Origin of the sequence: Nonlabens sp. Hel1_33_55 (assembly GCF_900101765.1) — a bacterium.
Classification (GTDB): domain Bacteria; phylum Bacteroidota; class Bacteroidia; order Flavobacteriales; family Flavobacteriaceae; genus Nonlabens.
The window spans coordinates 3,187,587-3,210,515 of record NZ_LT627735.1 but is presented as its reverse complement, the minus strand read 5'-3'; the positions used below and the strand labels follow the sequence as shown (position 1 = coordinate 3,210,515).

The following is a 22,929-nucleotide window of genomic DNA, read 5'->3' as shown; positions in this document are numbered from 1 at the left end:
ATTAAGACTCATTTTTTGGTTAAGCCAGCAAGATGCATAAAAATCCTGCCTTTTAAAAGTTTTGTTAAGAAATAGTAAAATGAGTGGTACGCTATTCGTGAATCCTATAGGATTTTTGAAGTTGAGCAATCTGATTGGAATTTCCTACAACGATGATTTTAGACCCTTTTCCTATAACAGTATCTGGATTAGGGTTTACAATATATTCTCCATTTGGAGATTTGTAACCTATAATCGTACAACCCGTTTTTTGACGCATGTTAAGGTCGATAATCGTGCATTCATTCTGGTGGTCAAACATTTGCTCAAAAGAAACCTGTTCTAGATTGACACCATCATCTCCTCCATAGCTCAAATTATCCCAAAACTCGATTAAATCTGGGCTTACTATAAGTGATGCCATATGTTGTCCACCTATCTGGTCTGGAAGAATCACATTGTCAGCACCAGCTAATTTCAATTTTTTATAACTGGTCTCTTCACTTGCTCGAGAGATTATCTTCAATTCCTTGTTAAGCTGTCTCGCACTTAACACGATGAAAAGGTTATCTGCATCGTCAGGTAAAGCAGATATCAAGGTAGAAGCTTTATCTATTCCAGCAGATAAAAGTACCTCATCCTCATTTGCGTTACCACGTAGAAAATATTTATCATCCAGCTGGGCATTGTCGATAATTTCCTGATTCTTTTCAATGATGATATAATCACGATTGTAATCTTGAAGTTTTGCTACTGCCTGCTTTCCATTACGACCATAGCCGCAAACTATAATATGATTTTCCATAGATTCAAGGTGTTTTTTCTTGGCGCGTTCTCTTCGTGCCTGTAGCGAGTTTCTAGTAAGTAAATATTCTGAAATAACCGAAACCGAATAACCAACAATCACCACACTAGTTAGTATGATAAAAATGGTAAACAACTTAGCTTCTGGACTAGGATCACCTATTTCACGGTAACCTACGGTTGTAATAGTAATGACCGTCATGTATAACGCATCGATCCAGGAAAGGCCCAACATAAACCTGTATCCCAAACAACCAGTAACCAAAATAAAGGTTAGCAATGCACCTGCTATCGTTATCTTATTGCGCATGTATAATATTAAAGATCAAAAACAGAACTGCGTTTGACATAAATTAAATCCTTTAATCGTAACCAAAATGCCATTATCAAATAGATGGCAAATCCGGCTCCCAAAGTCGCAAATGTAAAATAGATAAAAGTGATGCGTACGTTACGCGCTCGCATGCCCAATCTATCAGCCATGCGTGTAGAAACATAGAAACCGTATTTTTCCATGTAATGCCGTAAGTTGGTCACAATACCCATGATTCAAATGTACTTCATTGAAAGCAAAATTTTCTAACTATTGACCACTCATTAACTGCACACCTATATCACATTTAAGACATAAGTTCTTATCGCAATAATTGGGCTTGAGTTGGAGCACCGCCTGTGATTCCTTAGCATTTGTAATACCTATCAATTTCTTAAAACCCTTAGTAACTGTATTCTTTTCCATTGAAATCTCATGCATCAGATCGAGCAGCTCGTCAGTGTTTTCCTTACCGTGGAATCTGGCGTAAGCAAATTTTATAGGCACGATACAATTAATTATTAGTAGATCAATGAATGCTGGCGTGAGCGATTTTTCTCTGCCTTCTATTTCTTTGTCAAAAACATGATGCGTATCCCAGTATTTAGCTGCTTTGATATCAAATAGCGAGGTGATTTGAGTCTTTGTTTTTGCCAGAATGATTTCTGCAAAAAGCATTGGATTTTTGTGATAAAGCATCGCAAGTTGTGACAACCTAATGGTAGGATAATTAGCCGGTCGCAACCTGAAAAATTTCAAAGGTGTGTGGATATGCTGTAGTTGGAATTTCGCTTTCGCGAAAGCGAACTCTTCCTCAAGTTGCTTAAAGTAGCGATCTTCTTTTTCATCCTTCAACAATCCCGCTAAACCCATCAATACAGACTCCAGCTGAAAAGCATCTGCAGCCAGCTTTCTTACCACAGACTGATCGATGGAAGTAGCCAATTGTTCAAAGGCGTCTGCATTTACTTTAGTGCCAAAACTACGTGCCAGCATCTGCAAAAATGTGGCTTCCCAGTCATTATTATTTTTAGTTAGGCTTTCTTCAATACGTCGGTATCGCTGTTCCAGTCGCTGGATGAATACTTTTTCCAGCCACATATCAATTTGGAAAGAATCTACTTGACTGATAGATTTCTCACAATTGATAAATTGATTGTTTTTGTAAGCAAATAGTCTCGTGTACGAGAGAATCAAATCATCTGGAACAAATAGAGCTACTTCCAATACCGGAATGTCAATTTCACTACGTCTGGTGATCTCTGCATCGTGTTTCCAGACCACATGGAGAATGACATTATCATAAGCTGGATCGTCATCGTGACCATGTTTATACCAGTCGCTGGATTTGATATGCATCTCAACATTTCCCGCCCATAACTGTTCATCAATGCTGACTTGAGCATTGAAAAAATCTGGACCAGAATGGTGATTGTGCTGACCTAAAGATTTAATAACAAGCTCATGACCTTTCGTCGTTTTGAGACTAAGGCCGCTTAGTTTTTTGAACTTCCAGAGATAATGGATGAAATCTTCACGCATGTAGCAAGGTTGGATTGCTAAAATAATGGATTCCTAGAGAGTTGGAAGAATTATTGTTTTTCCAGCATTGGAGTATGAATTCTTAAACCAACATTAATTGACTTCAACACAATTTTATTAAAGATTATAAATATTATTTTCTGGTTGCTCGCGATAATACTCAAGCAAGCCAAACGTTTTATTTCAACTCAGAATCTGGGTCATTTTCCAGCCATCCTTTTGAGGCCATCCACTCATCGTTGAAGAATTTACCAACGTAACGTGAACCGTGATCGTGGTACAAAATGACAACTACGTCATCCTTAGTAAACCCAACTTCTTCATGGATCTGTAACAAACCTTTAATGGCAGCTCCTGCACTATTACCTAGAAACATTCCTTCTTCTTTAGCGAGTCTTCTGGTGTAGATAGCGGCATCTTTATCAGTTACTTTGGTAAAACCATCGATAACCTCAAACCTCACATTAAGCGGCAGGATATCTTCTCCAATTCCTTCAGTGACGTACGGGTAAATTTCCTTTTCATCAAAAATTCCGGTTTCATGGTATTTCTTGAAAACCGATCCATAGGTATCGATTCCCCAGATTTTGATATCTGGATTCTTGCCTTTTAAATAAGTCCCAACACCCGAAATGGTTCCGCCAGTTCCAACGCCTACCACAAAATGGGTCACTTTACCATCTGTCTGTTCCCAGATTTCTGGGCCGGTGCTCATGTAATGCGCCTTACAATTCGACGGATTGTCGTATTGATTGACGTACCATGAATTTGGAATTTCTTCGCTCAATCGCTTACTGGTAGAATAATATGATTGTGGGTCATCTGGTGCCACGTCAGTTGGACAAACGTGAACCTCTGCTCCTACGGCACGAAGGATATCCATCTTTTCTTTGGATTGCTTGTCGCTCAATACACAGATCAATTTGTATCCTTTTATAATTGCAGCGAGTGCCAGTCCCATTCCAGTGTTTCCGCTGGTTCCCTCGATGATCGTACCGCCTGGTTTCAGACGACCGTCTGCCTCTGCATCCTCGATCATCATCAATCCCATACGATCCTTGACGCTGTTTCCTGGATTGAAGGTCTCATATTTGGCTAACACCAGACATGGTAGATCCTCAACCAACTTATTCATCTTTACCAAAGGTGTATCTCCTATGGTCTCCAGTATATTTTCAGCGTACTTCATGATCTTGTTTTGCCTTGCAAATTTAGGATTTTTGAAATAAGGTTTGTAGGTAAAATCAAGGTCTTATTTCTAGGGTAATGATTGATGGCTCTTTCGCTTTCGCGAAAGCGTAACAATTATCATCTATTCAAAACGCATAGCCTTGACGGGCGATATGCGACTGACGATATATGTGGGTATGATGAGCACCAAAAGGCAGATAAGGAATGTGCCTAAGTTGAGCAGCAGCACATGCCACCATGAGATGTAAACCGGTGCCTCAGTTACGTAATACGTAGATGGATCTAATGTCAGTGGCGCAAAGAAATACTGTAGTGCGACTAGCCCCAAACCTATGAGATTTCCCCAGAAAAGGCCTTTCAAAATCAAGCTCATGGCATTATACAAGAATATCTTACGGACGGTCCAGTCACTGGCACCCAGCGATTTGAGTAATCCAATCATACCGGTGCGATCTAAGATCAACACCAACAATGCCGTGATCATATTAATAATTCCAACAATCAAAATGATGGCTATAATACCGTAAACATTACTGTCCAATAATGCCAGCCATTGAAAAATGGTAGGATACTGATCCTTGATCGTTCTGGCATCCAACATCTGCGGGACTTTCAAAAACACGTCCTTACCAATCTCATCGATGTTCTCAAAATCATCAATAAAAACCTCAAACTTACCTATCTCGTCTTCATTCCATTTATTGATTTTCTGGATATTGCGTATGTCGCCTAGAATGAATTTCGTATCATATTCGGCAAGGCCGCTGTCATAGATTCCTATGACATTGAATGCTCTGGCTAGTGGTTCTTCATTTTCCTTCATGAAATAAGTAGGTGCCTTATCTCCTACCTTAAGCTGTAACCTGCGAGCAATGTCATCAGAAATCAAAATATCTTTTGAGGTAGCTTCTTGTGACACATCTGGCAATGCACCTTCTATCAGGAAATCGTTGAAGCTATCCCAGCGGTAGTCCGTGCCTACTCCTTTTAAAATCACACCTTCAAAATCTGTAGCAGTGCGAATCATGGCTCCTTTTGTAGCTACCGCCTGAACATGACTGACCTGTGATACACTCGAGAAATCTGGATAAAAGTCTTGATTGATACTGATGGGTTTGACCGTTGTGATCGAGTTGTTACGATCAAAAAGTGAGATGGTGATGTCGCCATTGAAGGCGCTCACCTTCTCCCGAATCTTTTTTTGCAGACCTACACCAGTAGCCACGGCAATGATCATCACAATCATTCCTATGGCAATTGCAGCGGTGGCGATTTTAATTATCGGCGCACTTACGCTATTTTTATATTCTGTACTATGCTGTACGCGACGCGCTATGAAATACTCTAGATTCACTCAATTCCCTTCAATTTTCAAATATACCATAATCGCTTGTGCTTTGGTGTTTACTTCCTGCGATGCCGGCATCAATAACAAAAATAAAACCCAGCCTAAAGAACTAGTCGATCTGCAATCAAACGCGATCGATAGCACCAAATTGTTGAAACCATTACAAAACAAACCTATCCCAGCAGCAGATCAATTAGCAACTTGGGTTAACCAGCTTGAGGGTAAAAGAGTTGCTGTGGTTGGAAACCAAACCAGCGTGGTAAGCAGTAGCTCTATGAAGGAGCGCCGCACTTGGGATCAGGCGATTAAAATGCGGTACGTACATATAGTAGACACCCTATTATCGCTCAATGTTGATGTGAGAAAAGTTTTTGCTCCTGAACACGGTTTTAGAGGTGATGCAGATGCTGGTGCCGCCGTTGCAGATGGAGTTGACCAGCGGTCGGGCTTGCCCATTGTTTCCCTTTATGGAAACAATAAAAAACCTACTAAGGCTCAACTGGCAGATGTAGACGTGATCCTTTTTGACATTCAAGATGTAGGTGCACGTTTCTACACCTATATCTCCACACTGCATTACGTAATGGAAGCCGCTGCAGAGCATAACAAAACAGTTTACATTCTTGACAGACCCAATCCCAACGGTCACTATGTAGATGGGCCTATCCTAGATCCTGAACACAAAAGCTTTGTGGGCATGCATCCAGTACCTGTCGTTCACGGCATGACTATAGGAGAATATGCACAGATGATCAATGGAGAAGGCTGGCTTGAGTATGGCAAGAAAGCCGAGCTTAATGTGATCACTGTAAAAGATTATACCCACGAAACTCCTTACGAGCTGCCCATCTCACCATCACCAAATCTGCCAAACGCTCAATCCATCAATCTATATCCGAGCCTATGCTTTTTTGAGGGAACCGATGTAAGTGTAGGTCGCGGTACAGATATGCAGTTCCAGGTGTACGGCTCTCCATCACTGGCCAAATACCGTGATTTTGCTTTTACTCCATCACCCAATCGTGGCGCTAAACGACCATTGTTTAATGGTAAAAAATGTTTTGGCGTGGACTTACGGGAATATCCGCAGTTAGATAAATTGAACCTAGAGTTTCTTGTTGACGCTTACGCGAAAGCGCCCTACAAACAATCTTTCTTCAACTCGTTTTTTACAAAGCTAGCCGGTACTGAAATCTTGCAACAACAGATCGAGAAAGGAATGAGCGCAGATGAAATTGCTGCCACATGGGAAGAAGGACTTGAAGATTTTAAAGCAGCTAGAGAGAAGTATCTACTATACGAATAACTTAAATCTCAATATTATGGAATCTTTCTTTGATGAACCTACCTACAATTCGTTGCGCGATCGCTTGCAACAAATAGATTCCAACAAAACTCCTGAATGGGGCAAAATGGATGCTGCACAAATGTTCAAACACTGCCAGTATCCCATTCAAATTGCTCTTGAAAAAGAAAAAGTTGTTGTGAAGTCCAATTGGTTTGCAAAAGTGTTTTTCAAAAAATCTTTGTATTCCGATAAGCCATTTCGTAAAAACCTGCCTACAGCACCATCCCTAAAAGTAGCCGATTCCAAAGATTTTGAAAGCGAGAAAGAAAAGTTGGATCAGTGGATGCAGGAATTATGGTACGACCGTGAGAATAATAACAGAAGATCTCATCCCATGTTTGGCAATTTCACTAAAGATCAATGGGGAAAGGTACAATACAAACACCTAGACCATCATTTTAGGCAGTTTGGGGTTTAATTAGAACCTAATTTACGATTCAACATCTGCCACAATCGATCTTTCAATTGTTGGATGTTGTATTGGCTTATAGCGCTTATGAACATGTACGGTGCACCGTCAAAAGCTCCTTGATCGTCAAGCATCTCTTTCATTTCGCCCATCAATTCTTCATCCAGCATGTCCGATTTTGAGATAGCAACAAAGCGCTCTTTATCCAGCATTTCTGGATTGTACTTGCGCAACTCATTAAGCAAAATCTGATATTGCTCGTTAATATCCTTTGCATCTGCTGGGATGAGGAATAGTAATGTAGAATTGCGTTCAATGTGACGTAAAAAACGGTGACCTATTCCTTTACCTTCTGCGGCGCCTTCAATAATTCCCGGAATATCTGCCATTACAAAAGTTTGGAAATCTCTATACTCAACGATACCAAGATTAGGTTTCAAGGTCGTGAATTCATAGTTGGCAATCTTAGGTTTTGCTGCGGTAACTACAGACAATAATGTAGATTTACCAGCATTGGGAAATCCAACTAATCCAACATCTGCAAGGATTTTGAGTTCAAAAGTTACTTCTAATTCTTCACCTTCAGTTCCTGGTTGTGCATAACGTGGCGTTTGTCTCGTGGAACTTTTAAAGTGCCAGTTTCCTTTTCCACCCATTCCACCTTCAGCGATGATAAATTCATCGCCGTCATCCAACACCTCATGAATGATTTGACCAGTTTCGGTATTTTTAATAACGGTTCCTAATGGCAAATCGATATAGATATCTTCACCATCCTCACCGGTACGGCGCTGTTTTGCACCGTTACCACCTTGCGCAGATTTGAAGTGACGCTTGTATTTAAAGTGATACAACGTCCAGAGATTCTTGTTCCCGCGGATAATGATATGACCACCACGACCACCATCACCACCATCGGGACCACCTTTCTCTACATATTTTTCCCTGTGTAAATGTGTACTTCCCTTACCGCCACGACCTGACTCGAGATGAACCTTAGTGTAGTCTACAAAATTTCCTTCAGTCATGGATTCGTTATTCGTTACTTGGTATCAGTTTATTGTATGCAGTAGATGGACAGAAAGTGAAAAAATATTAAAGTTTATCAAACTCTGCACTCAAGCGATCTGTGATTTTATCAATAGAACCTTCACCGTCCACGCCGTAATATTTATTTTGTTTCTGGTAGTAGTTTTTCAGTGGTGCCGTTTGCTGGTAATACACCTTGATGCGGTCTCTGATGACCTGTTCATTGGCATCGTCCACGCGACCACTGCTCTTTCCTCGTTCCAGTAATCTCTGTACCAGTACCTCATCATCTACCTCTAGCGCTACCATTCCGCTCACTTGCGTGTCTTTGCTTTCCAATAATTCGTCTAGAGATTTTGCTTGTGCATCAGTTCTAGGGAAGCCATCAAAGATAAAACCAGCTGCTTCAGGATGTTTCTCCACTTCAGCATTCAGCATTTTGATCGTGACTTCATCAGGAACCAGATTCCCTTTATCCATAAAGGATTTGGCAAGCGTTCCCAGTTCCGTTGCATTCTTGATGTTGTATCTAAATACATCACCGGTGGAAATGTGGATCAATCCATATTTCTCCTTAAGACGTTCTGCCTGTGTTCCTTTTCCTGCTCCTGGAGGTCCAAAAAGTACGATGTTTTTCATTGGTTTGGTCTGTACATAAAGTTCGGGCAGGTTGCGCCCTAGGTTATTATAATCCATGCCGTATCCCACGACAAATTTGTTCTCGATATTCTGCCCTACATAATCAATCTTCAGGTCCCGATTGTAAACCTCTGGCTTGAGGAACAAAGTGGCTATGTGGAGTGCAGAAGGATTTTGGCTTTTAAGCTTTCGCGAAAGCGCATCTACCGTCAATCCACTATCCACGATATCTTCCACAATAACAACGACACGATCACTTAAGTCTATATCCAGTTCCATGTCCAGCCTGATCTCACCGGTGGACGATGTTCCCGCATAGCTGCTCGTGCGCAAAAAACCAATCTCACAATCGCCCTGAAACTTACGGGTCAAATCTGCAAGCACTATATAACTGCCATTCAAAATACCCAAAAAGACAGGCTTTTTTCCCTTTAAATCTCTATTGATTTGGTAAGCTAGATTCTCTACCGCATTCTCAATTTCCTTAACACTCAGGAACGGTTTGAAATATAGATCGTGTAGTTTGATCACTATGGTAATTTTCTACAAAGATAAGGATTTGATGTAGGAGGTTTTTTGATAATGTGACTATTTCCTGCTGTTAGAATGAGCGTCTACGTTTTAACCAGCATGTTTCTTAGGGCGTTGCCTGCGGCCGTGCTTTCCGTTTCAATCTTTATGTCAATACTGCGATGAATGCAGTATTGTCATAAAGGATTTTCACTGCAATCACTAACGCGAGCCAGTTCAAATAATTTAGTAGAAACCATTACAGAACTTGTATTTTTATCGCATGGAACAGACGCTATTTTCTTCAGATTTTAGATTAGGTATTCTCGGCGGTGGACAGTTGGGAAAAATGATGTTGTACACCACCCGTAAATGGGACATTCAGACCTACGTGATGGACAGTGCAGATACGGCACCAGCCTTTGAAGGTTGTACTGTATTTTTTGAAGGTGATATAATGGATTATGAAGCCGTAATGGAATTTGGTCGTCAGGTAGATGTGCTCACGATAGAAATTGAGAATGTGAATGTACAAGCACTGGAAGATTTAGAAAAAGAAGGTATCGCGGTATCTCCTAGTTCCCATGTGCTGAACCTCATACGCAACAAGGCCACCCAAAAAACATTTTATCAAGAGTACAACATACCTACCGCACCATTTGAAATACTGGAACAACCCAGTTCTGATACAAATCGCAATTACCCATTCATCTGGAAAAGCGCCGAAGGCGGCTACGACGGCAAAGGTGTCAAAGTCATCAGATCTTCCAAGGATTTGAAAAACCTACCAGCCGAAGAATGTATTTATGAAGACATGATTGATTTTGAGATGGAGCTCGCAGTGATTGTTGCTCGCAATGCCAACGGCGACATGAAAACATATCCTGTTGTGGAAATGGAATTCCATCCAGAAGCTAACCAAGTAGAATATGTAATCTGCCCTGCGAGAATATCTGATGATGTTTCAAAAAAAGCACGCGATCTAGCCTTGAAAGTTTCTGAGGCTTTTGACCATGTAGGACTTCTGGCTGTGGAAATGTTCTTGACCAAAAGTGGCGAAATTCTCGTAAACGAAGTAGCGCCAAGACCACACAACAGCGGCCACTACTCCATTGAAGGCGCAGTCACAGATCAGTTTGAACAACAGGTACGCTGTGTATTGAATCTGCCGTTAGGATCTACAGACACCGTTCTTCCAGCAGTAATGGTAAACCTTGTAGGCGCCGAAGGTCATACTGGGAATGTTGTCTACGACGGAATCGAGGAAATTCTCGGGATGGAAGGTGTGACACCACACATTTACGGCAAGAAACAAACGAGACCGTTCCGAAAGATGGGACATGTGACTATCGTCGCTAAGGAAATTGAAAAAGCCCGTGAACTTGCTGAGGTTGTTAAGGGTAAGATTAAGGTAGTTAGTAGTACGTAGTAAACCTTATGGAGTATGTAGAATGTAGTATGTAGTATGTAGTATGTAGTATGGGAAATTGCCAAACTCACCTGAATAGTAATTATTAATTTAAGAAATTCATTCTAAAGAAGATCAACAGAATTCACACCTTTAGACAATTCCTGAGTAATAATTATTTTTTCGAATGCAGTACGCTGATCCTTCTTTCTTAAGGCGTACTAGAACTCACCTCTAAAGTTTTACCATTGTAGAACTTATTCCCTGTTAGGGCAAAATCCATTATATACTGTGCCATTTCTATGGGTTGTAGTGGTGCCTCGTAACCTGGAAAAGCTTCGGCGAGCATTTCTGTCTGTACTGCTCCCAGAGCCAATGTATTAAATGAAGGTCCGTTTTCTTTATATTCTTCTGCGAGAAGTTCGAAAAGTGTGATTACTGCGGCTTTTGCGCTGCTGTAGGCTGCAAGTCCAGGAAACTTGGCGCTGCCTTGAATGCCGCCCATGGAGCTTATTGCTACTACATGCCCATCACTTTTCATTAATGGTAGCAGAGCCTGAGTCAATCCTGATACCCCAAAAACATTAACTTCGTAGCAATTGAGAAAATCGGCTTTAGTTAATTCTTTGAAAGGCTTATTCACAAGCAAACCTGCATTGTGAATTAGAATATCAATGCGATCAAACTTCATGTTGATTTCTTCGGCAGCGTCTAGTATACTCTTCTCACTTGCAAGATCACAATGGACTGCAGTAATCTTATCGTTTTGCAGTTGATTAATGGAATTTTGCTTTCGCGAAAGCGCCATCACCCTATCACCATTGCTCGCAAATAATTGAGCGAGTTCAAATCCTATACCGCGGCTAGTACCGGTTATTACGACATTTTTACTCATTTGTTACTGGATTCATTTTTAATCCTTCCTCATTTACCATAAAGAAAATACCAGGAAAAACGGCATCGACAACTTCTGACATATGCTGAGCGTTCACTCCACTAATTTCATCACCTACTTTATGATATTCATCAAAATTTGTGAAATCAAAAGTGCTCAAGGTTTGAGATGGTACCTTGAAAACTTCGTAAAATGCATAATTATCTGAACGCACGAAAAGATTCATTTGCGCAGCAGCCTCCAATTTTGCAGTTACTACACGATTTTCATTTTCTTTATTGAAGATCTCGCCCATATTTGACGTATCGTAACCTGTCAAATAGGTGATGTAATCCTTGCCAACCATAGGCGTTCCCGTCATTTCCAAATTGATCATCGCCACTACATTCTCACCGCTAGCTTTCATTTGCTTTGCCAATTCACGAGATCCTACCAGTCCTTTCTCTTCAGCAGAAAACAATGCAAAAACTACCTTGCGTCTATTAAAATCAAGCTTCTTGAACATTTCTGCAATGGCCATAACACTAGCCGTTCCAGTAGCATTATCATTAGCTCCATTTGCAATACTGTCTCCAGCCACCGCCTGAATGATTCCTATATGGTCATAATGTGCACCGATGACTATGGTTTCCTTCATCAGCTCCTTATCGGACCCGTTCAAGACTGCTACGACATTGTTACCACTTGCTTTATCATTTTTAAAGGGTTGCATATAAGAATCGCCATAAGGCTGGATCCCTATTGATTCAAATCGTTCCTTCAAATATTTAGCTGCCATTTCTATACCTTCACTACCAGTATCTCTACCCATTAATTCATCGCTTGATAAATACTGAACGTCAATGGCGATTTGGGTGGCGTTGCTAGACGGCAGTTTTGCACGGTTCTTCTTAGAAGTAGTGGATGTATTATTGGATAAATCATTAATTCGGTTACTGGTTCCACAGGCTGCTATAGTTACAGCAACCAGGATAAAGATCATTTTTTTCATCAGGAAAATTTATTTTATAAAAATACGGAATTGTCTGCCGAATTTGAAAAGGATACAGATGGCGCTGTAAATAAAAACGCTGGTCATTCCTGACCAGCGCTTCAATATTCAATATGAATAATTGCTATACGTACATTACGATAGGATTCTCAATATAAGATTTAAAAGTTTGTAGGAATGCAGCGCCAGTGGCACCATCAACGGTTCTATGATCACAAGCCAATGTGATTTTCATCACATTTCCAATTACAATTTGACCATCCTTAACCACTGGTTTTTGTACAATAGCACCTACGGACATGATCGCACTGTTAGGCTGATTGATGATCGAGGTAAACTCTGTTATACCAAACATACCCAAGTTTGAAATCGTGAATGTACTTCCTTCCATTTCCTTAGGTTGTAGCTTTTTGTTGCGAGCCTTACCTGCCAGTTCTCTTACTTTACCACCTATTTGTTGCATGCTCATTTGATCTGCAAAAGGTAATACTGGAACCAATAATCCATCGTCAACGGCTACAGCAACACCTATATGGATATGCTTTGCAATTTTAGTAGCTGCATCTGTCCATGAAGTATTCACTTTAGGATGCTTACGCAATGCCATGGCAGCTGCCTTGATCACCATATCGTTAAAGCTGATTTTGGTATCTGGCAACTCGTTGATCGCCTTACGGCTCGCTATTGCATTATCCATATCTAGGTCTAACCCAAGATAATAATGTGGTGCTGTAAATTTAGATTGACCCAAACGCTTGGCAATCGTTTTGCGCATTTGAGAATTAGGAACTTCTTCCCATTCTTCTTCATCAACTGGTTGATAATCTTGAGCTGCAGCAGATCCACCTGTTGATGTTCCTGGCTTGTAATTCTCAATATCTTTCTTGATGACACGACCATTTTCACCACTTCCTTTTACAGAAGAAAGATCAATGCCTTTGTCTTCAGCCATTTTCTTAGCTAACGGAGAAGCAAAGATGCGGTCGCCATTACTAGTACTGCTGGATGATGATGATTCATCAGAACTTTTACTAGGACCAGAATAATCTGGAACTGAAGCCTGTTTTTTATCGGCCGTAGGTTCTGATTTGTTTTCTTTTTTAGAATCGTCTTTTGATTCCTGTTTTTTAGAGTCGTCTTTTTTGGATTCCTTTTTGGACTCACCAGAAGATTTACCTTTCATGTCAATCCCAGAAACATCAGTTCCCTTTGGACCTAAAATTGCTAATAAAGAATCTACAGCAGCGGTCTCTCCTTCTTGGATACCAATTTTAAGAAGTGTTCCTTTATAAAAAGATTCAAACTCCATTGTCGCCTTGTCGGTTTCAATTTCTGCAAGAATATCGCCTTCATCTACCTCGTCTCCTTCTTTCTTAAGCCATGATGCCACCGTACCTTCTTCCATGGTGTCGCTCAATCGCGGCATGGTAATGATCTCAACTCCTTCTGGTAATTCATCGCTTCCAGAATCTTCTGATTCATCAGAATCTGAATCGGATTTGTCTTCGTTCTCATCATCCTCAGATGATTCGTCATCATCAGACTCGTCAGAATCGCTGGTATTATCTGAATCGTCAGACTTTGATTCTTTCTTGTCTCCATCAGATGATCCATCCAATAGGCCAGAAATATCTTCACCTTCTTCTCCTAGAATACAAAGCAATTGATCTACCGGTGCGGTTTCTCCTTCTTGTACACCTATGTGAAGTAATGTACCGTTATAAAACGATTCAAACTCCATAGTAGCCTTATCGGTCTCGATTTCGGCAAGAATGTCTCCTTCTTCAACTTTATCTCCTACTTTTTTCAACCACGATGCTACAACACCTTCTTCCATGGTGTCGCTCAATCGCGGCATGTTGATTACTTCTGCCATTGATTATAGTTTTGAAGGTAAAAATGGATAGTCTTCTTGTTCATATACAGCGTCGTACATGAGGCTCTTTTCTGGGAAAGGAGATTCTTCAGCAAATTTCTCACACTCTGAAACTTTTGCTTTGACTCGTTTATCAATTTTCTTGATATCCTCTTCAGTGACTCCTTCTTGATCTAACAAGCGCTGTTTGACTTGTGTGATTGGGTCAATTTTTTGATATTCTGCAACCTCGTCTTTAGTACGATATTTTTGTGCATCACTCATCGAATGACCTCTATAACGATATGTTTTTAATTCTAGGAATGTTGGGCCGCCACCTGAACGTGCACGTTCGATTGCCTCATGCATAGCTTCGGCAACTTTTTCTGGATCCATCGCATCAACTGGTCCACAAGGCATCTCATAGCCTAATCCTAATTTCCAGATATCTGTATGGTTGGCAGTTCTAGCAACACTTGTTCCCATGGCATAACCGTTATTCTCTACACAGAATACCACAGGTAGATTCCATAACATAGCTAGGTTAAAAGTCTCGTGTAAAGATCCTTGACGGGCAGCACCATCACCAAAAAACGTCAATGTTACCGCATCGCGGTCGTGATACTTATCACCAAATGCAATACCAGCACCCAACGGAATCTGTCCACCGACGATACCGTGCCCGCCGTAGAAATTAAATTCTTTTGAAAAGATGTGCATGGAACCACCAAGCCCTTGGGAGGTACCGGTTGATTTTCCATACAATTCTGCCATTACACGCTTAGGATCAACACCCATTCCAATAGGTTGAACGTGATTACGATATGCTGTAATCATTTTATCCTTTCCTAATTCCATGGCGTGAAGTGCTCCAGCTAGTATGGCTTCTTGACCGTTATAAAGGTGCAGGAATCCACGTACTTTTTGTTGAATATAGACTTGTGCAAGTTTGTCCTCGAATTTTCTCCAGAACAGCATGTCCTCATACCATTTTAGTAGGACTTCTTTAGTTACTTTTTTCATGTATGGTAGTTGTTTTTATCTCGCTTTCGCGAAAGCGAACTAAATATCATCCATCTGGACAACCAGTTCGATCTTTTCTCAAAGGAAAACAAAAATAACTGAAAAAAGAATAAGGGAAAACCTATTGAGCGGTTAAATCCTTGCGAATTTTCTATAGGTAATTGCGGTCAAAAATGAGTGGTAGTAAATCTGCCAGTGAGCCTGATCTCGCTACTGTTCCCGATGCTCCCATGAAGAATATTTCAATGGGTTGATCTTGTCTTGACTCATATTCTGCAATGGACTGGCGGCAAGCGCCACAAGGTGGTACCGGTTTTTCAAAGCTATCATCCACGGGACTTGCAGTAATTGCCATTCTCACAATTGCAACGCCAGGATAGTTGGCTCCTGCGGCAAAAATAGCGACACGCTCTGCACACAAACCTGAAGGGTAAGCAGCATTTTCTTGATTATTGCCATGGATGATCTCACCGTTTTCAAGCATTAATGCACAACCAACGGTAAACTTGGAATATGGTGCATAAGCGTTTGACCTAGCAACGATAGCCTCATCCATAAGTTTTTGGACTTGTGGATCCAGCTCTTTTACGTTATCAAAAACATCGATAACCGTATTTATGGTAATTTGTTTGATAGTCTAGTATTCTAGGTACTCATCCCCAAAGTTAAACGTCAACCCAAAACGCAATGTTCCTTCCAAAGGAGAACGTACACGACTGGTAGAAAATAAGTAGGATAAATCTACATTGATTTCAGAGAACTGGAAACCTGCTCCCAAAGAAAGAAACTTACGGCCACCTTTTTCATCTGCCTCATTGAAATAACCTGTTCTTACTGCAAAGCTATCATCATAAGTATATTCTGCTCCCAGAGCCCAAGTTACTTCTCTCAACTCTTCTGCTCCACCACCTGGTGCATCACCAAATGACTGGAAAATTCCACTAAAGAAGCTAACATCATCGTCTTGACCTTCAATAATTTCATTAGGAACTCCATTATCGTTCTCGTCACCATCTTCTCTAATTGGTGGTGTAGGAACCAACAGTTTATTGAATTCTGCTGTTAAACCTATTTTGCTAAAACCGTCATTGAGATAAAAATCAATTCCACCACCTAGACCTAGGTTAGTTGGTAAAAAGTCTTCTCTACCACCAACGTCATAAGAAACTTTAGGACCTATGTTAGACACGTTAAAACCACCGCGATATCTACCATACATATTTCCAATAGGTACTTCTTCACTTTGATAATATCCAGATACACCTACACTAAAACTACTGGCAGCAGTTGCATCTTGATCTGTGGCTTGAAATCTAAGATCGCTTCGTAAAAAACGACCGGTAACTGCCATGGAAAATTGATCTGATAATTTTAATGAGTAGGAGCCGTCTAGTACAAATTCGTTAGGGTTTTCTTCAAATCCGTTTTCTCCGTCCTCCGTAATGAATATCGTCCCTAAACCAAAATACCTCAAACTAGCAGCAAAGGCACTTTGCTCATTGATACGGTTTGCATATACTAATTGTCCAATCCCTATATCATTTACAAGTTGCCCTAAGTATGGCGTGTATGCTACACCAATGGCTTGTTCCCGACTCATGAATGAATACTTTGCTGGATTCCATTGCTGGCTCCATGCATCTGGACTCGTAGCAACTCCCATATCTGCAAGACCTGCAGATCTAGGATCACCTGCAATTCTTAGAAAAGGCAGCGCCGTAGTAACAACTCTCGAATCCTGAGATCTCACTTGAGCTGCGGTTGGGACCATACCGGCAAAAAACATAACAATTACTAAAACTTGTAATAAAACTCTTCTCATGTAGGTGGTTTAATATTCGTAAATATATGGTAATGATTATTTATAGGATAACGAGTTTTTCAATTTTGCTCGCGGTCTCATTGGATAACGTACTTTTTACAGTAATCTTATAAATGTAAACGCCTTTTCCCAACCGCTGTCCAAAGTCGTCCACGCCATCCCATGTAATTTCTCTAGATGTAAATCCAGTTGTTGTTACGGTTTGGTTTTGGGACCATACAATTTTACCGGTGACCGTTAGGACTTGAACTTGCACTTCCAAAGGTTCAAAAGGTCTGTTGTGATTAAACCAAAACTCAGTGTAGGTAGTAAATGGATTAGGGTAATTTAGAACTCTGGTTAATTCAATCCCATCGCCACTGGCAACGACAAATTGAATTTCTTGCGTGGAACTGTTGTTGTAAGTGTCCCAGGCTTTTACAGTCAATGTATGTAGTCCTGGAGCTATCCCGCGTAATGGGAAGTAGACTTTTCCAGATGTGAAATCATCCACAGCCGCCTCATAATAGTCATTGAGCACAAATGGATTGGTCTCATCGCCGTCAATAATTCCTATAATATCATGTCCAATGCCGCTGGCAGTATTTATACCGCTTATATCATTCAAGAAGGCGAGAATAAATGGATTTTCATCTGTAATACCTCCAGAAACAAAGTTGCGATCGTTCATGAATAATTCAATCTCTGGACCCAAATCATCTTGAGGAGCATTTTCATTGATCCCGCCAATGCGAACATCTTCAGAAAAACCATTTTGATCTTCTGGAAGGTTATTTCTTTTAGCATAAAATGAGATTCTACCATTCCCTAAAGGAATTTGAGTGTCTCGAGGCATCACAAAATCAACGTTAAATAAACCATTCTCTACTGTTGCTTGTCCTCTAAATAAAACCTCCCCTTGTTGTCTAAAATCAATTTGTTCCAACTCACCATTGATTCTAATCCCATCATTTCCCAATGTGGTGCGCTCAATTTCTTTATCAAATACGGTAACACTTACCTCACCATTGTAATTAGCAATAAGATTACCTGATATGGTTCGAACTTCACCAGCTAAATTGACTCGATCCAAAGCTCTAAGTTGTGTGCTGTTTGCAACAGGTTGACCATTTACTTCGGTTAGAACTACTCTAGGTGATGGAAAGGCTAATTTTAATGCTGGATCTCCTACGAAGGCCACAACTCTACGTGTGCCATTATTAGCGAGTGAAGGATCTGTTTTTGCTAATCTTAAGGCTTCTGCCATTGAAATAGGTTCAACATTCTCAAACCCAAAAAGATACTCGTCAAGAGTATCATTCAAAGTCACGCCGGTAGATATAAATATTAATCTATTGGTAGCGACAAGAGCAATGGCACCACCATCGGGATTGAGGTAAGTACGTTCACCACCACTCACTCGTTGCGGGTTATCGTATCTCGTAAATTCACAAGTCACAGCAATAAATAATGGTAGCGTGGTGGGATTTCTCAACTGCTCTACAAGGGTCTGAGTTATAATAAATTCTTGAGCTAACCCGTCTTCATTACCATGTCCAAAATAATTGATCACCAGTGAGCCTTGCTCAAAGGCGTTTTTAATATCGTCAACTGCATCTGGATATCGAGGACCACCAGCAGTGCTGATTTGATTGTAACTATCAAGAAGAATCTTGCGCACATTATAGTCCGGTCTGTTGCTAAATATCTCATCACCTAAATCATTAACGCTCTTTTGCAAAATGGCATCTCCAACTATATCGACGTCATCACCTATCAAGGTGATATTATTACGCCATCTATCAAATGCAGGTACCGCTGTGTAGCTTTCAATTTTGTCCACCATTTCTCTAGCTTCCTGCACTGTACTCACTATCATGCGACCTACTGCAAGATCCATAAGATTATTGGTCGCAACAGTACCTTCTAACGGATCCATATAGGTAAAGAAGTCATCTGTGACATAAGAACTTGTCAACGACGTACTATTTGCTGAAAGAAATGATGGAACAATATTATCTTGAACAGGAATTCGATCTTTGTAGTCATAGCTGGTGTCACCAAACATATTCAAGTATTGAACACGTCTTGATGGATCTGAGGCATTGTCATATACATACTTCACAAAATTCCTGATAGCGCTGATATCTTGCCTTCCTTCAGAAAACTCACTGTAGATCTGATCCAGCAAAACAACTTTTACATTCAAATTGCTTTCTCTAACATGATAATTTGCTAGTCTTTGAGCTTGGCTTTGTAGAAATTGCGGAGTGATAATAAGGTAATCTACATCTCTAAAATTTCCCGAAACATCGTTGAAAATAGTTCCCTTTAGATTTTGATTTGCAACTCTTGAATTATTAACGCTGATGGGTGCAAAAAAATCTGATCTATCTATAGCAATAAATTTACGAGCAGTTCCCAGGTTGCTGATAAATGAGAAATCACTGAGACTCTCTGTATTTTCAATTTTTGTAATGTTGAATCGATCGGTTACTTCCCATACTTCACTAATAGCAGCGGCCTTACTAAATTGATATCTACCTACGCCGCTTGATGTAGAAGCTTCTGGAACGGTAAAAGAAAATTGCTCACCTATACCTGTCAAGGATTCAAAGGCATCGATTCTTATATAATCAAGGTATCCTTGTGACGCTGGTATTCCAGCATTATTATAAGTCAAAGCGACCGATACGTCACCGTTAGAAAGAGTCACATTATTATTAAACAGCAAGGCTCTTCTTGCGACGGCAATATTATCGTTAGCCAGTCCTGTAAAAGTACTGGTGCCTAACGATTGTCCATTGATGGTAAAACTCATACTGGTCGACACATCACTAATGGCACCAGTAGTGATACGAACAGTAGCAGGTCTACTGCTAATTAAATTATTGAACTCAAATTCAAAAGTTTGTTCTGGCTCAATAGAAAATCGCTCACCATACCACAACCTTCCTATCAAACCTATATTGCGTTCATCGACCTCATGAAACTTAGTGGATTGATAGTAATCATAGGTCACTGTTGCATTACTATTGCTATTGATTTGAGGCAGTACACGTTTTCCATCACCACCGCTGGCTGTGATGTAATAAATGGATTCGTCAGTGTATGGGTTGATAAAACTGTCATTCTCTGCCACATATTCTGTGTCTGTAGCCACTCCATAAAAAAGAATCTCATCGCCAGAATCAAACCGGCCATCTGCAGCTCCGGTAACTGAAATAGCTATTTGTGCAGGATCATAGAATTCGTTTTCGGCATTTACTAATGGTAGTGATGTACCACCTTGACCATAAATTTTAATTCTTCTTGGATCGATATTTGAAACATCCATTCCTAGATTATCCAAGAAAGCTCTAGTGATGCGATGTACACCTGTTTTATCCACTCTAAACTTGAACCAGTCACCACTCGCCAGAGCAGAATTAGTGAAATTGCTGTTTTTTGCAATTGCTTCGGGTGAAGCTGTACTGTAGGTAACTGTAAAGGAATTGATTCTACGATAGGAATTGCCATCCTTATAGATGGGATTGAACTGAATGTGGGCATAATTACGCTTTCGCGAAAGCGCATTACTCAAAACCATTTCTGCACGACTTGGAATTTGTGATCTATCAAGATCTAAAAGTTCAGAACTAGGAATTGTTTGCGTGTCGATATTCGAAAAATTTGCCGATAATGGATCTATTTTACCATTCGTCGATAAAAGCTGTGAAAAAATTAATTTTTCAGAATCGTATACAAATCCGTTTTCAAAATACGGCAAATCAATACTTTGATCTCCTACTTGATAAGAAGTACTACCATTCCATTCAAGGTTGACTGTTTCTTGCTGAGCAAGAGCAATCGTAGTAATGATAAGGAATACAAGAGTAAAGAAGTGTTTCATCTAAGGAATAAACGTTGTGCTCGTGGAGATATTATCCCTTCGATTTTAAAAAAAATAGATACCGGTAAAATAAACAAGCTTATGAAACGTTTTTTATTTTTTAACAGCGCAACTTTTTTAATCTACGCAAAACCCTATCATCTATAAAGCGAAGTTATTATATTGCGTCTCGATTTTCAAATCATAATAGTAAATGAAAAACTACTCACTATTTAATCTAACGGTAATTGCAGTTTGTTCCATCCTTATGGTAAGCTGTGGCGGCGGTAATGATTACTCAAATACATCTCGAGGTACAGGTTGGGATGTCACAGGTAAAAATGGCTTTGAACTAAAAACAAACTATAAAGATCAGGACGCCGCTCCAGGACTTGTGTTTGTTGAAGGTGGAACTTTTACCATGGGTCGTGTCAAGGATGATCCTATGCATGACTGGAACAATACTCCTAATCAACAACATGTTCAATCTTTCTACATCGATGAGACTGAGGTCACTAACGGTATGTACCTGGAAATGCTTGACTGGGTAAAGAGAGTTTTCCCACCAGAAGATGAGCAATACAGAGGCATCTACAACGGCGCTGTACCAGACACATTGGTATGGAGAAACCGTTTGGGGTACAACGAGGAAATGACCAAGAACTATTTGCGTTTTCCTTCTTATGCCAACTATCCGGTAGTAGGTGTATCATGGATACAAGCAGTTGAGTTTTGTAACTGGAGAACTGATCGTGTTAATGAAAAGATTCTTGTAGATCAAGGCTACGTGCCAAAAGATCAACTAGGTAAAGCTACCGCAAGTGAATTATTCAACACAGAAACTTATTTAAATGCACCAACATTAGTTTACGGTGGAAACGATTCCATCACAAGAGGTGGTCGTGCATCTGAGCGTCTTGAAAAGGAACGCGGTAAACTAGCAGAGCGTCGTGAGACAGACACTACAGGATTATACGTAAGAAGAGAAGATGGAATCCTTTTACCAGGTGCTTACCGTTTGCCTACTGAGGCAGAATGGGAATATGCAGCTTTGGGATTAGGAAGTTTGAGAGAATACAATGCCTATAGAGGTAGAAAGAAATATCCATGGGATGGTCAATATACTCGTAGCGGTAGTCGCAAAAACAGAGGTGATCATTTAGCCAACTTCAAGCAAGGTGATGGAGATTATGGTGGTATCGCAGGATGGAGTGATGATGGAGCTGATATTACAGCGCCTATCAAATCTTATGAGCCTAACGACTTTGGAGTGTACGACATGGCAGGAAACGTATCAGAATGGGTAGCAGATGTTTACCGTCCTATCGTTGATGACGAGTTTAATGACTTTAACTACTATCGTGGTAACGTGTATACAAAAAACAGTATTGGTCCTGATGGCAAAGTTGAAGTAGTATCTGCAGACTCCATCGATTACGACACGTTGAGTAATGGTAAATTAATTGCCAGAACGATTCCAGGAGAAATCAAGCAAGTTGCCGTTGATGATGAAGAAACTTATTTGAGAACGAACTTTGATCGTAGTGATAACAGAAACTTCCGTGATGGTGATGCACAGTCCTCTAAATTCTTTGGTACTGGTGACGAACTAGATCCTGATCAAAGAATGTATGATTCACCACAACACCGTGTAAGCGTTGATGCAGATGGTAATGTGATTAGAGAATACGACCAGGCAAACACTAGAAGCACACTTATTGATAATGAGGTGCGTGTTATAAAAGGTGGTTCATGGAGAGATCGAGAATACTGGTTGGATCCAGCGACTCGCAGATTCTATCCACAAGACATGGCAAAGGATGACCTAGGATTCCGTTGTGCAATGTCAAGAATTGGATCAAAATCCAAAAGTTCTAAAAGTCCACGTAACTAGTTAAGAGTTACTGTATATTAAATATTGAGCCGAATTCCTTTTGGAATTCGGCTTTATTTTTTGATCACATTTCAAATTA

General features: G+C 40.3%; 18 protein-coding genes. 4 read left to right on the top strand and 14 right to left on the bottom strand.

Features of this window, described 5'->3' with window-relative positions; genetic code table 11:
• Positions 1-91 precede the first annotated feature (91 nt).
• From BLO34_RS14350 to BLO34_RS14330, 5 genes are all read right to left on the bottom strand, one after another.
• Complete coding sequence (locus BLO34_RS14350) at positions 92-1,093, bottom strand: potassium channel family protein (RefSeq protein WP_090756294.1); 1,002 nt, start codon at positions 1,091-1,093, stop codon at positions 92-94.
• A gap of 8 nt (positions 1,094-1,101) precedes the next feature.
• Entirely contained in the window at positions 1,102-1,329 is a 228-nt protein-coding gene (locus BLO34_RS14345; RefSeq protein ID WP_172823977.1) for a PspC domain-containing protein, read from the bottom strand.
• 37 nt (positions 1,330-1,366) lie between these two features.
• Positions 1,367-2,638: a DUF2851 family protein gene (locus tag BLO34_RS14340; protein ID WP_090756292.1), complete on the bottom strand. Its 1,272-nt coding sequence runs from the start codon at positions 2,636-2,638 to the stop codon at positions 1,367-1,369.
• A gap of 178 nt (positions 2,639-2,816) precedes the next feature.
• On the bottom strand, positions 2,817-3,827 hold the full coding sequence (locus tag BLO34_RS14335) for a PLP-dependent cysteine synthase family protein (RefSeq protein ID WP_090756290.1): 1,011 nt from the start codon (positions 3,825-3,827) through the stop codon (positions 2,817-2,819).
• 123 nt (positions 3,828-3,950) lie between these two features.
• Positions 3,951-5,183, bottom strand: coding sequence for an ABC transporter permease (locus BLO34_RS14330; RefSeq protein ID WP_090756288.1), 1,233 nt, complete (start codon positions 5,181-5,183; stop codon positions 3,951-3,953).
• Between BLO34_RS14330 and BLO34_RS14325 the strand changes: the two genes are divergently transcribed.
• Together BLO34_RS14325 and BLO34_RS14320 are read left to right on the top strand one after the other, a co-directional pair.
• Complete coding sequence (locus BLO34_RS14325) at positions 5,164-6,483, top strand: exo-beta-N-acetylmuramidase NamZ domain-containing protein (RefSeq protein ID WP_090756286.1); 1,320 nt, start codon at positions 5,164-5,166, stop codon at positions 6,481-6,483. The genes BLO34_RS14330 and BLO34_RS14325 overlap by 20 nt on opposite strands.
• Positions 6,484-6,499: 16 nt before the next feature.
• The gene (locus tag BLO34_RS14320) at positions 6,500-6,943 is read left to right on the top strand and encodes a DUF1569 domain-containing protein (protein WP_090756285.1); all 444 of its coding nucleotides are present in this window, start codon (positions 6,500-6,502) and stop codon (positions 6,941-6,943) included.
• Here BLO34_RS14320 and obgE read toward each other — a convergent pair.
• The gene (obgE, locus tag BLO34_RS14315; protein ID WP_090756284.1) at positions 6,940-7,962 is read right to left on the bottom strand and encodes a GTPase ObgE; all 1,023 of its coding nucleotides are present in this window, start codon (positions 7,960-7,962) and stop codon (positions 6,940-6,942) included. The two genes, BLO34_RS14320 and obgE, sit on opposite strands and share 4 nt — an antisense overlap.
• Before the next feature lie 67 nt (positions 7,963-8,029).
• On the bottom strand, positions 8,030-9,133 hold the full coding sequence (locus tag BLO34_RS14310) for an adenylate kinase (RefSeq protein WP_090756283.1): 1,104 nt from the start codon (positions 9,131-9,133) through the stop codon (positions 8,030-8,032).
• A 262-nt stretch (positions 9,134-9,395) separates the two neighbouring features.
• On the opposite strand from BLO34_RS14310, the gene BLO34_RS14305 reads away from it, so the two are divergent.
• Positions 9,396-10,541, top strand: coding sequence for a 5-(carboxyamino)imidazole ribonucleotide synthase (locus tag BLO34_RS14305; RefSeq protein ID WP_090756281.1), 1,146 nt, complete (start codon positions 9,396-9,398; stop codon positions 10,539-10,541).
• 190 nt (positions 10,542-10,731) lie between these two features.
• On the opposite strand, the gene BLO34_RS14300 is transcribed toward BLO34_RS14305, so the two are convergent.
• The 7 genes from BLO34_RS14300 to porU all read right to left on the bottom strand — a co-directional run bounded on the left by BLO34_RS14300 (position 10,732) and on the right by porU (position 20,977).
• A complete protein-coding gene (locus BLO34_RS14300) occupies positions 10,732-11,415 on the bottom strand; it encodes an SDR family NAD(P)-dependent oxidoreductase (RefSeq protein ID WP_090756279.1) in 684 nt (227 codons plus the stop codon).
• The gene (locus BLO34_RS14295; protein WP_090756277.1) at positions 11,408-12,406 is read right to left on the bottom strand and encodes a M20/M25/M40 family metallo-hydrolase; all 999 of its coding nucleotides are present in this window, start codon (positions 12,404-12,406) and stop codon (positions 11,408-11,410) included. Before BLO34_RS14295 ends, BLO34_RS14300 begins: the two co-directional genes overlap by 8 nt.
• A 124-nt stretch (positions 12,407-12,530) precedes the next feature.
• Entirely contained in the window at positions 12,531-14,282 is a 1,752-nt protein-coding gene (locus tag BLO34_RS14290; protein ID WP_090756275.1) for a pyruvate dehydrogenase complex dihydrolipoamide acetyltransferase, read from the bottom strand.
• A 3-nt stretch (positions 14,283-14,285) separates the two neighbouring features.
• Positions 14,286-15,284, bottom strand: a complete 999-nt coding sequence (gene pdhA, locus BLO34_RS14285) for a pyruvate dehydrogenase (acetyl-transferring) E1 component subunit alpha (protein ID WP_090756273.1) — start codon at positions 15,282-15,284, stop codon at positions 14,286-14,288.
• 151 nt (positions 15,285-15,435) lie between these two features.
• Positions 15,436-15,918: a cytidine deaminase gene (gene cdd / locus BLO34_RS14280; protein ID WP_172823990.1), complete on the bottom strand. Its 483-nt coding sequence runs from the start codon at positions 15,916-15,918 to the stop codon at positions 15,436-15,438.
• Positions 15,919-15,921: 3 nt separating this feature from the next.
• Positions 15,922-17,106, bottom strand: coding sequence for a type IX secretion system outer membrane channel protein PorV (porV, locus tag BLO34_RS14275; RefSeq protein WP_090756271.1), 1,185 nt, complete (start codon positions 17,104-17,106; stop codon positions 15,922-15,924).
• A gap of 40 nt (positions 17,107-17,146) precedes the next feature.
• Positions 17,147-20,977: a type IX secretion system sortase PorU gene (gene porU / locus BLO34_RS14270; RefSeq protein ID WP_090756270.1), complete on the bottom strand. Its 3,831-nt coding sequence runs from the start codon at positions 20,975-20,977 to the stop codon at positions 17,147-17,149.
• Positions 20,978-21,170: 193 nt separating this feature from the next.
• Here porU and gldJ point away from each other — a divergent pair, with 193 nt between their 5' ends.
• Entirely contained in the window at positions 21,171-22,850 is a 1,680-nt protein-coding gene (gene gldJ / locus BLO34_RS14265; RefSeq protein WP_090756269.1) for a gliding motility lipoprotein GldJ, read from the top strand.
• Positions 22,851-22,929: the final 79 nt, after the last annotated feature.

Bases quoted from the DNA above. Each gene is read 5' to 3' on its own strand.
- BLO34_RS14340 (WP_090756292.1), bottom strand. From the start codon at position 2,638: ATGCGTGAAGATTTCATCCATTATCTCTGGAAGTTCAAAAAACTAAGC.
- BLO34_RS14345 (WP_172823977.1), bottom strand. From the start codon at position 1,329: ATGGGTATTGTGACCAACTTACGGCATTACATGGAAAAATACGGTTTC.
- porV (WP_090756271.1), bottom strand. From the start codon at position 17,106: ATGAGAAGAGTTTTATTACAAGTTTTAGTAATTGTTATGTTTTTTGCC.
- pdhA (WP_090756273.1), bottom strand. From the start codon at position 15,284: ATGAAAAAAGTAACTAAAGAAGTCCTACTAAAATGGTATGAGGACATG.
- BLO34_RS14335 (WP_090756290.1), bottom strand. From the start codon at position 3,827: ATGAAGTACGCTGAAAATATACTGGAGACCATAGGAGATACACCTTTG.
- BLO34_RS14320 (WP_090756285.1), top strand. From the start codon at position 6,500: ATGGAATCTTTCTTTGATGAACCTACCTACAATTCGTTGCGCGATCGC.
- porU (WP_090756270.1), bottom strand. From the start codon at position 20,977: ATGAAACACTTCTTTACTCTTGTATTCCTTATCATTACTACGATTGCT.
- obgE (WP_090756284.1), bottom strand. From the start codon at position 7,962: ATGACTGAAGGAAATTTTGTAGACTACACTAAGGTTCATCTCGAGTCA.
- BLO34_RS14350 (WP_090756294.1), bottom strand. From the start codon at position 1,093: ATGCGCAATAAGATAACGATAGCAGGTGCATTGCTAACCTTTATTTTG.
- BLO34_RS14295 (WP_090756277.1), bottom strand. From the start codon at position 12,406: ATGAAAAAAATGATCTTTATCCTGGTTGCTGTAACTATAGCAGCCTGT.
- BLO34_RS14325 (WP_090756286.1), top strand. From the start codon at position 5,164: ATGAAATACTCTAGATTCACTCAATTCCCTTCAATTTTCAAATATACC.
- BLO34_RS14300 (WP_090756279.1), bottom strand. From the start codon at position 11,415: ATGAGTAAAAATGTCGTAATAACCGGTACTAGCCGCGGTATAGGATTT.
- BLO34_RS14290 (WP_090756275.1), bottom strand. From the start codon at position 14,282: ATGGCAGAAGTAATCAACATGCCGCGATTGAGCGACACCATGGAAGAA.
- BLO34_RS14305 (WP_090756281.1), top strand. From the start codon at position 9,396: ATGGAACAGACGCTATTTTCTTCAGATTTTAGATTAGGTATTCTCGGC.
- gldJ (WP_090756269.1), top strand. From the start codon at position 21,171: ATGAAAAACTACTCACTATTTAATCTAACGGTAATTGCAGTTTGTTCC.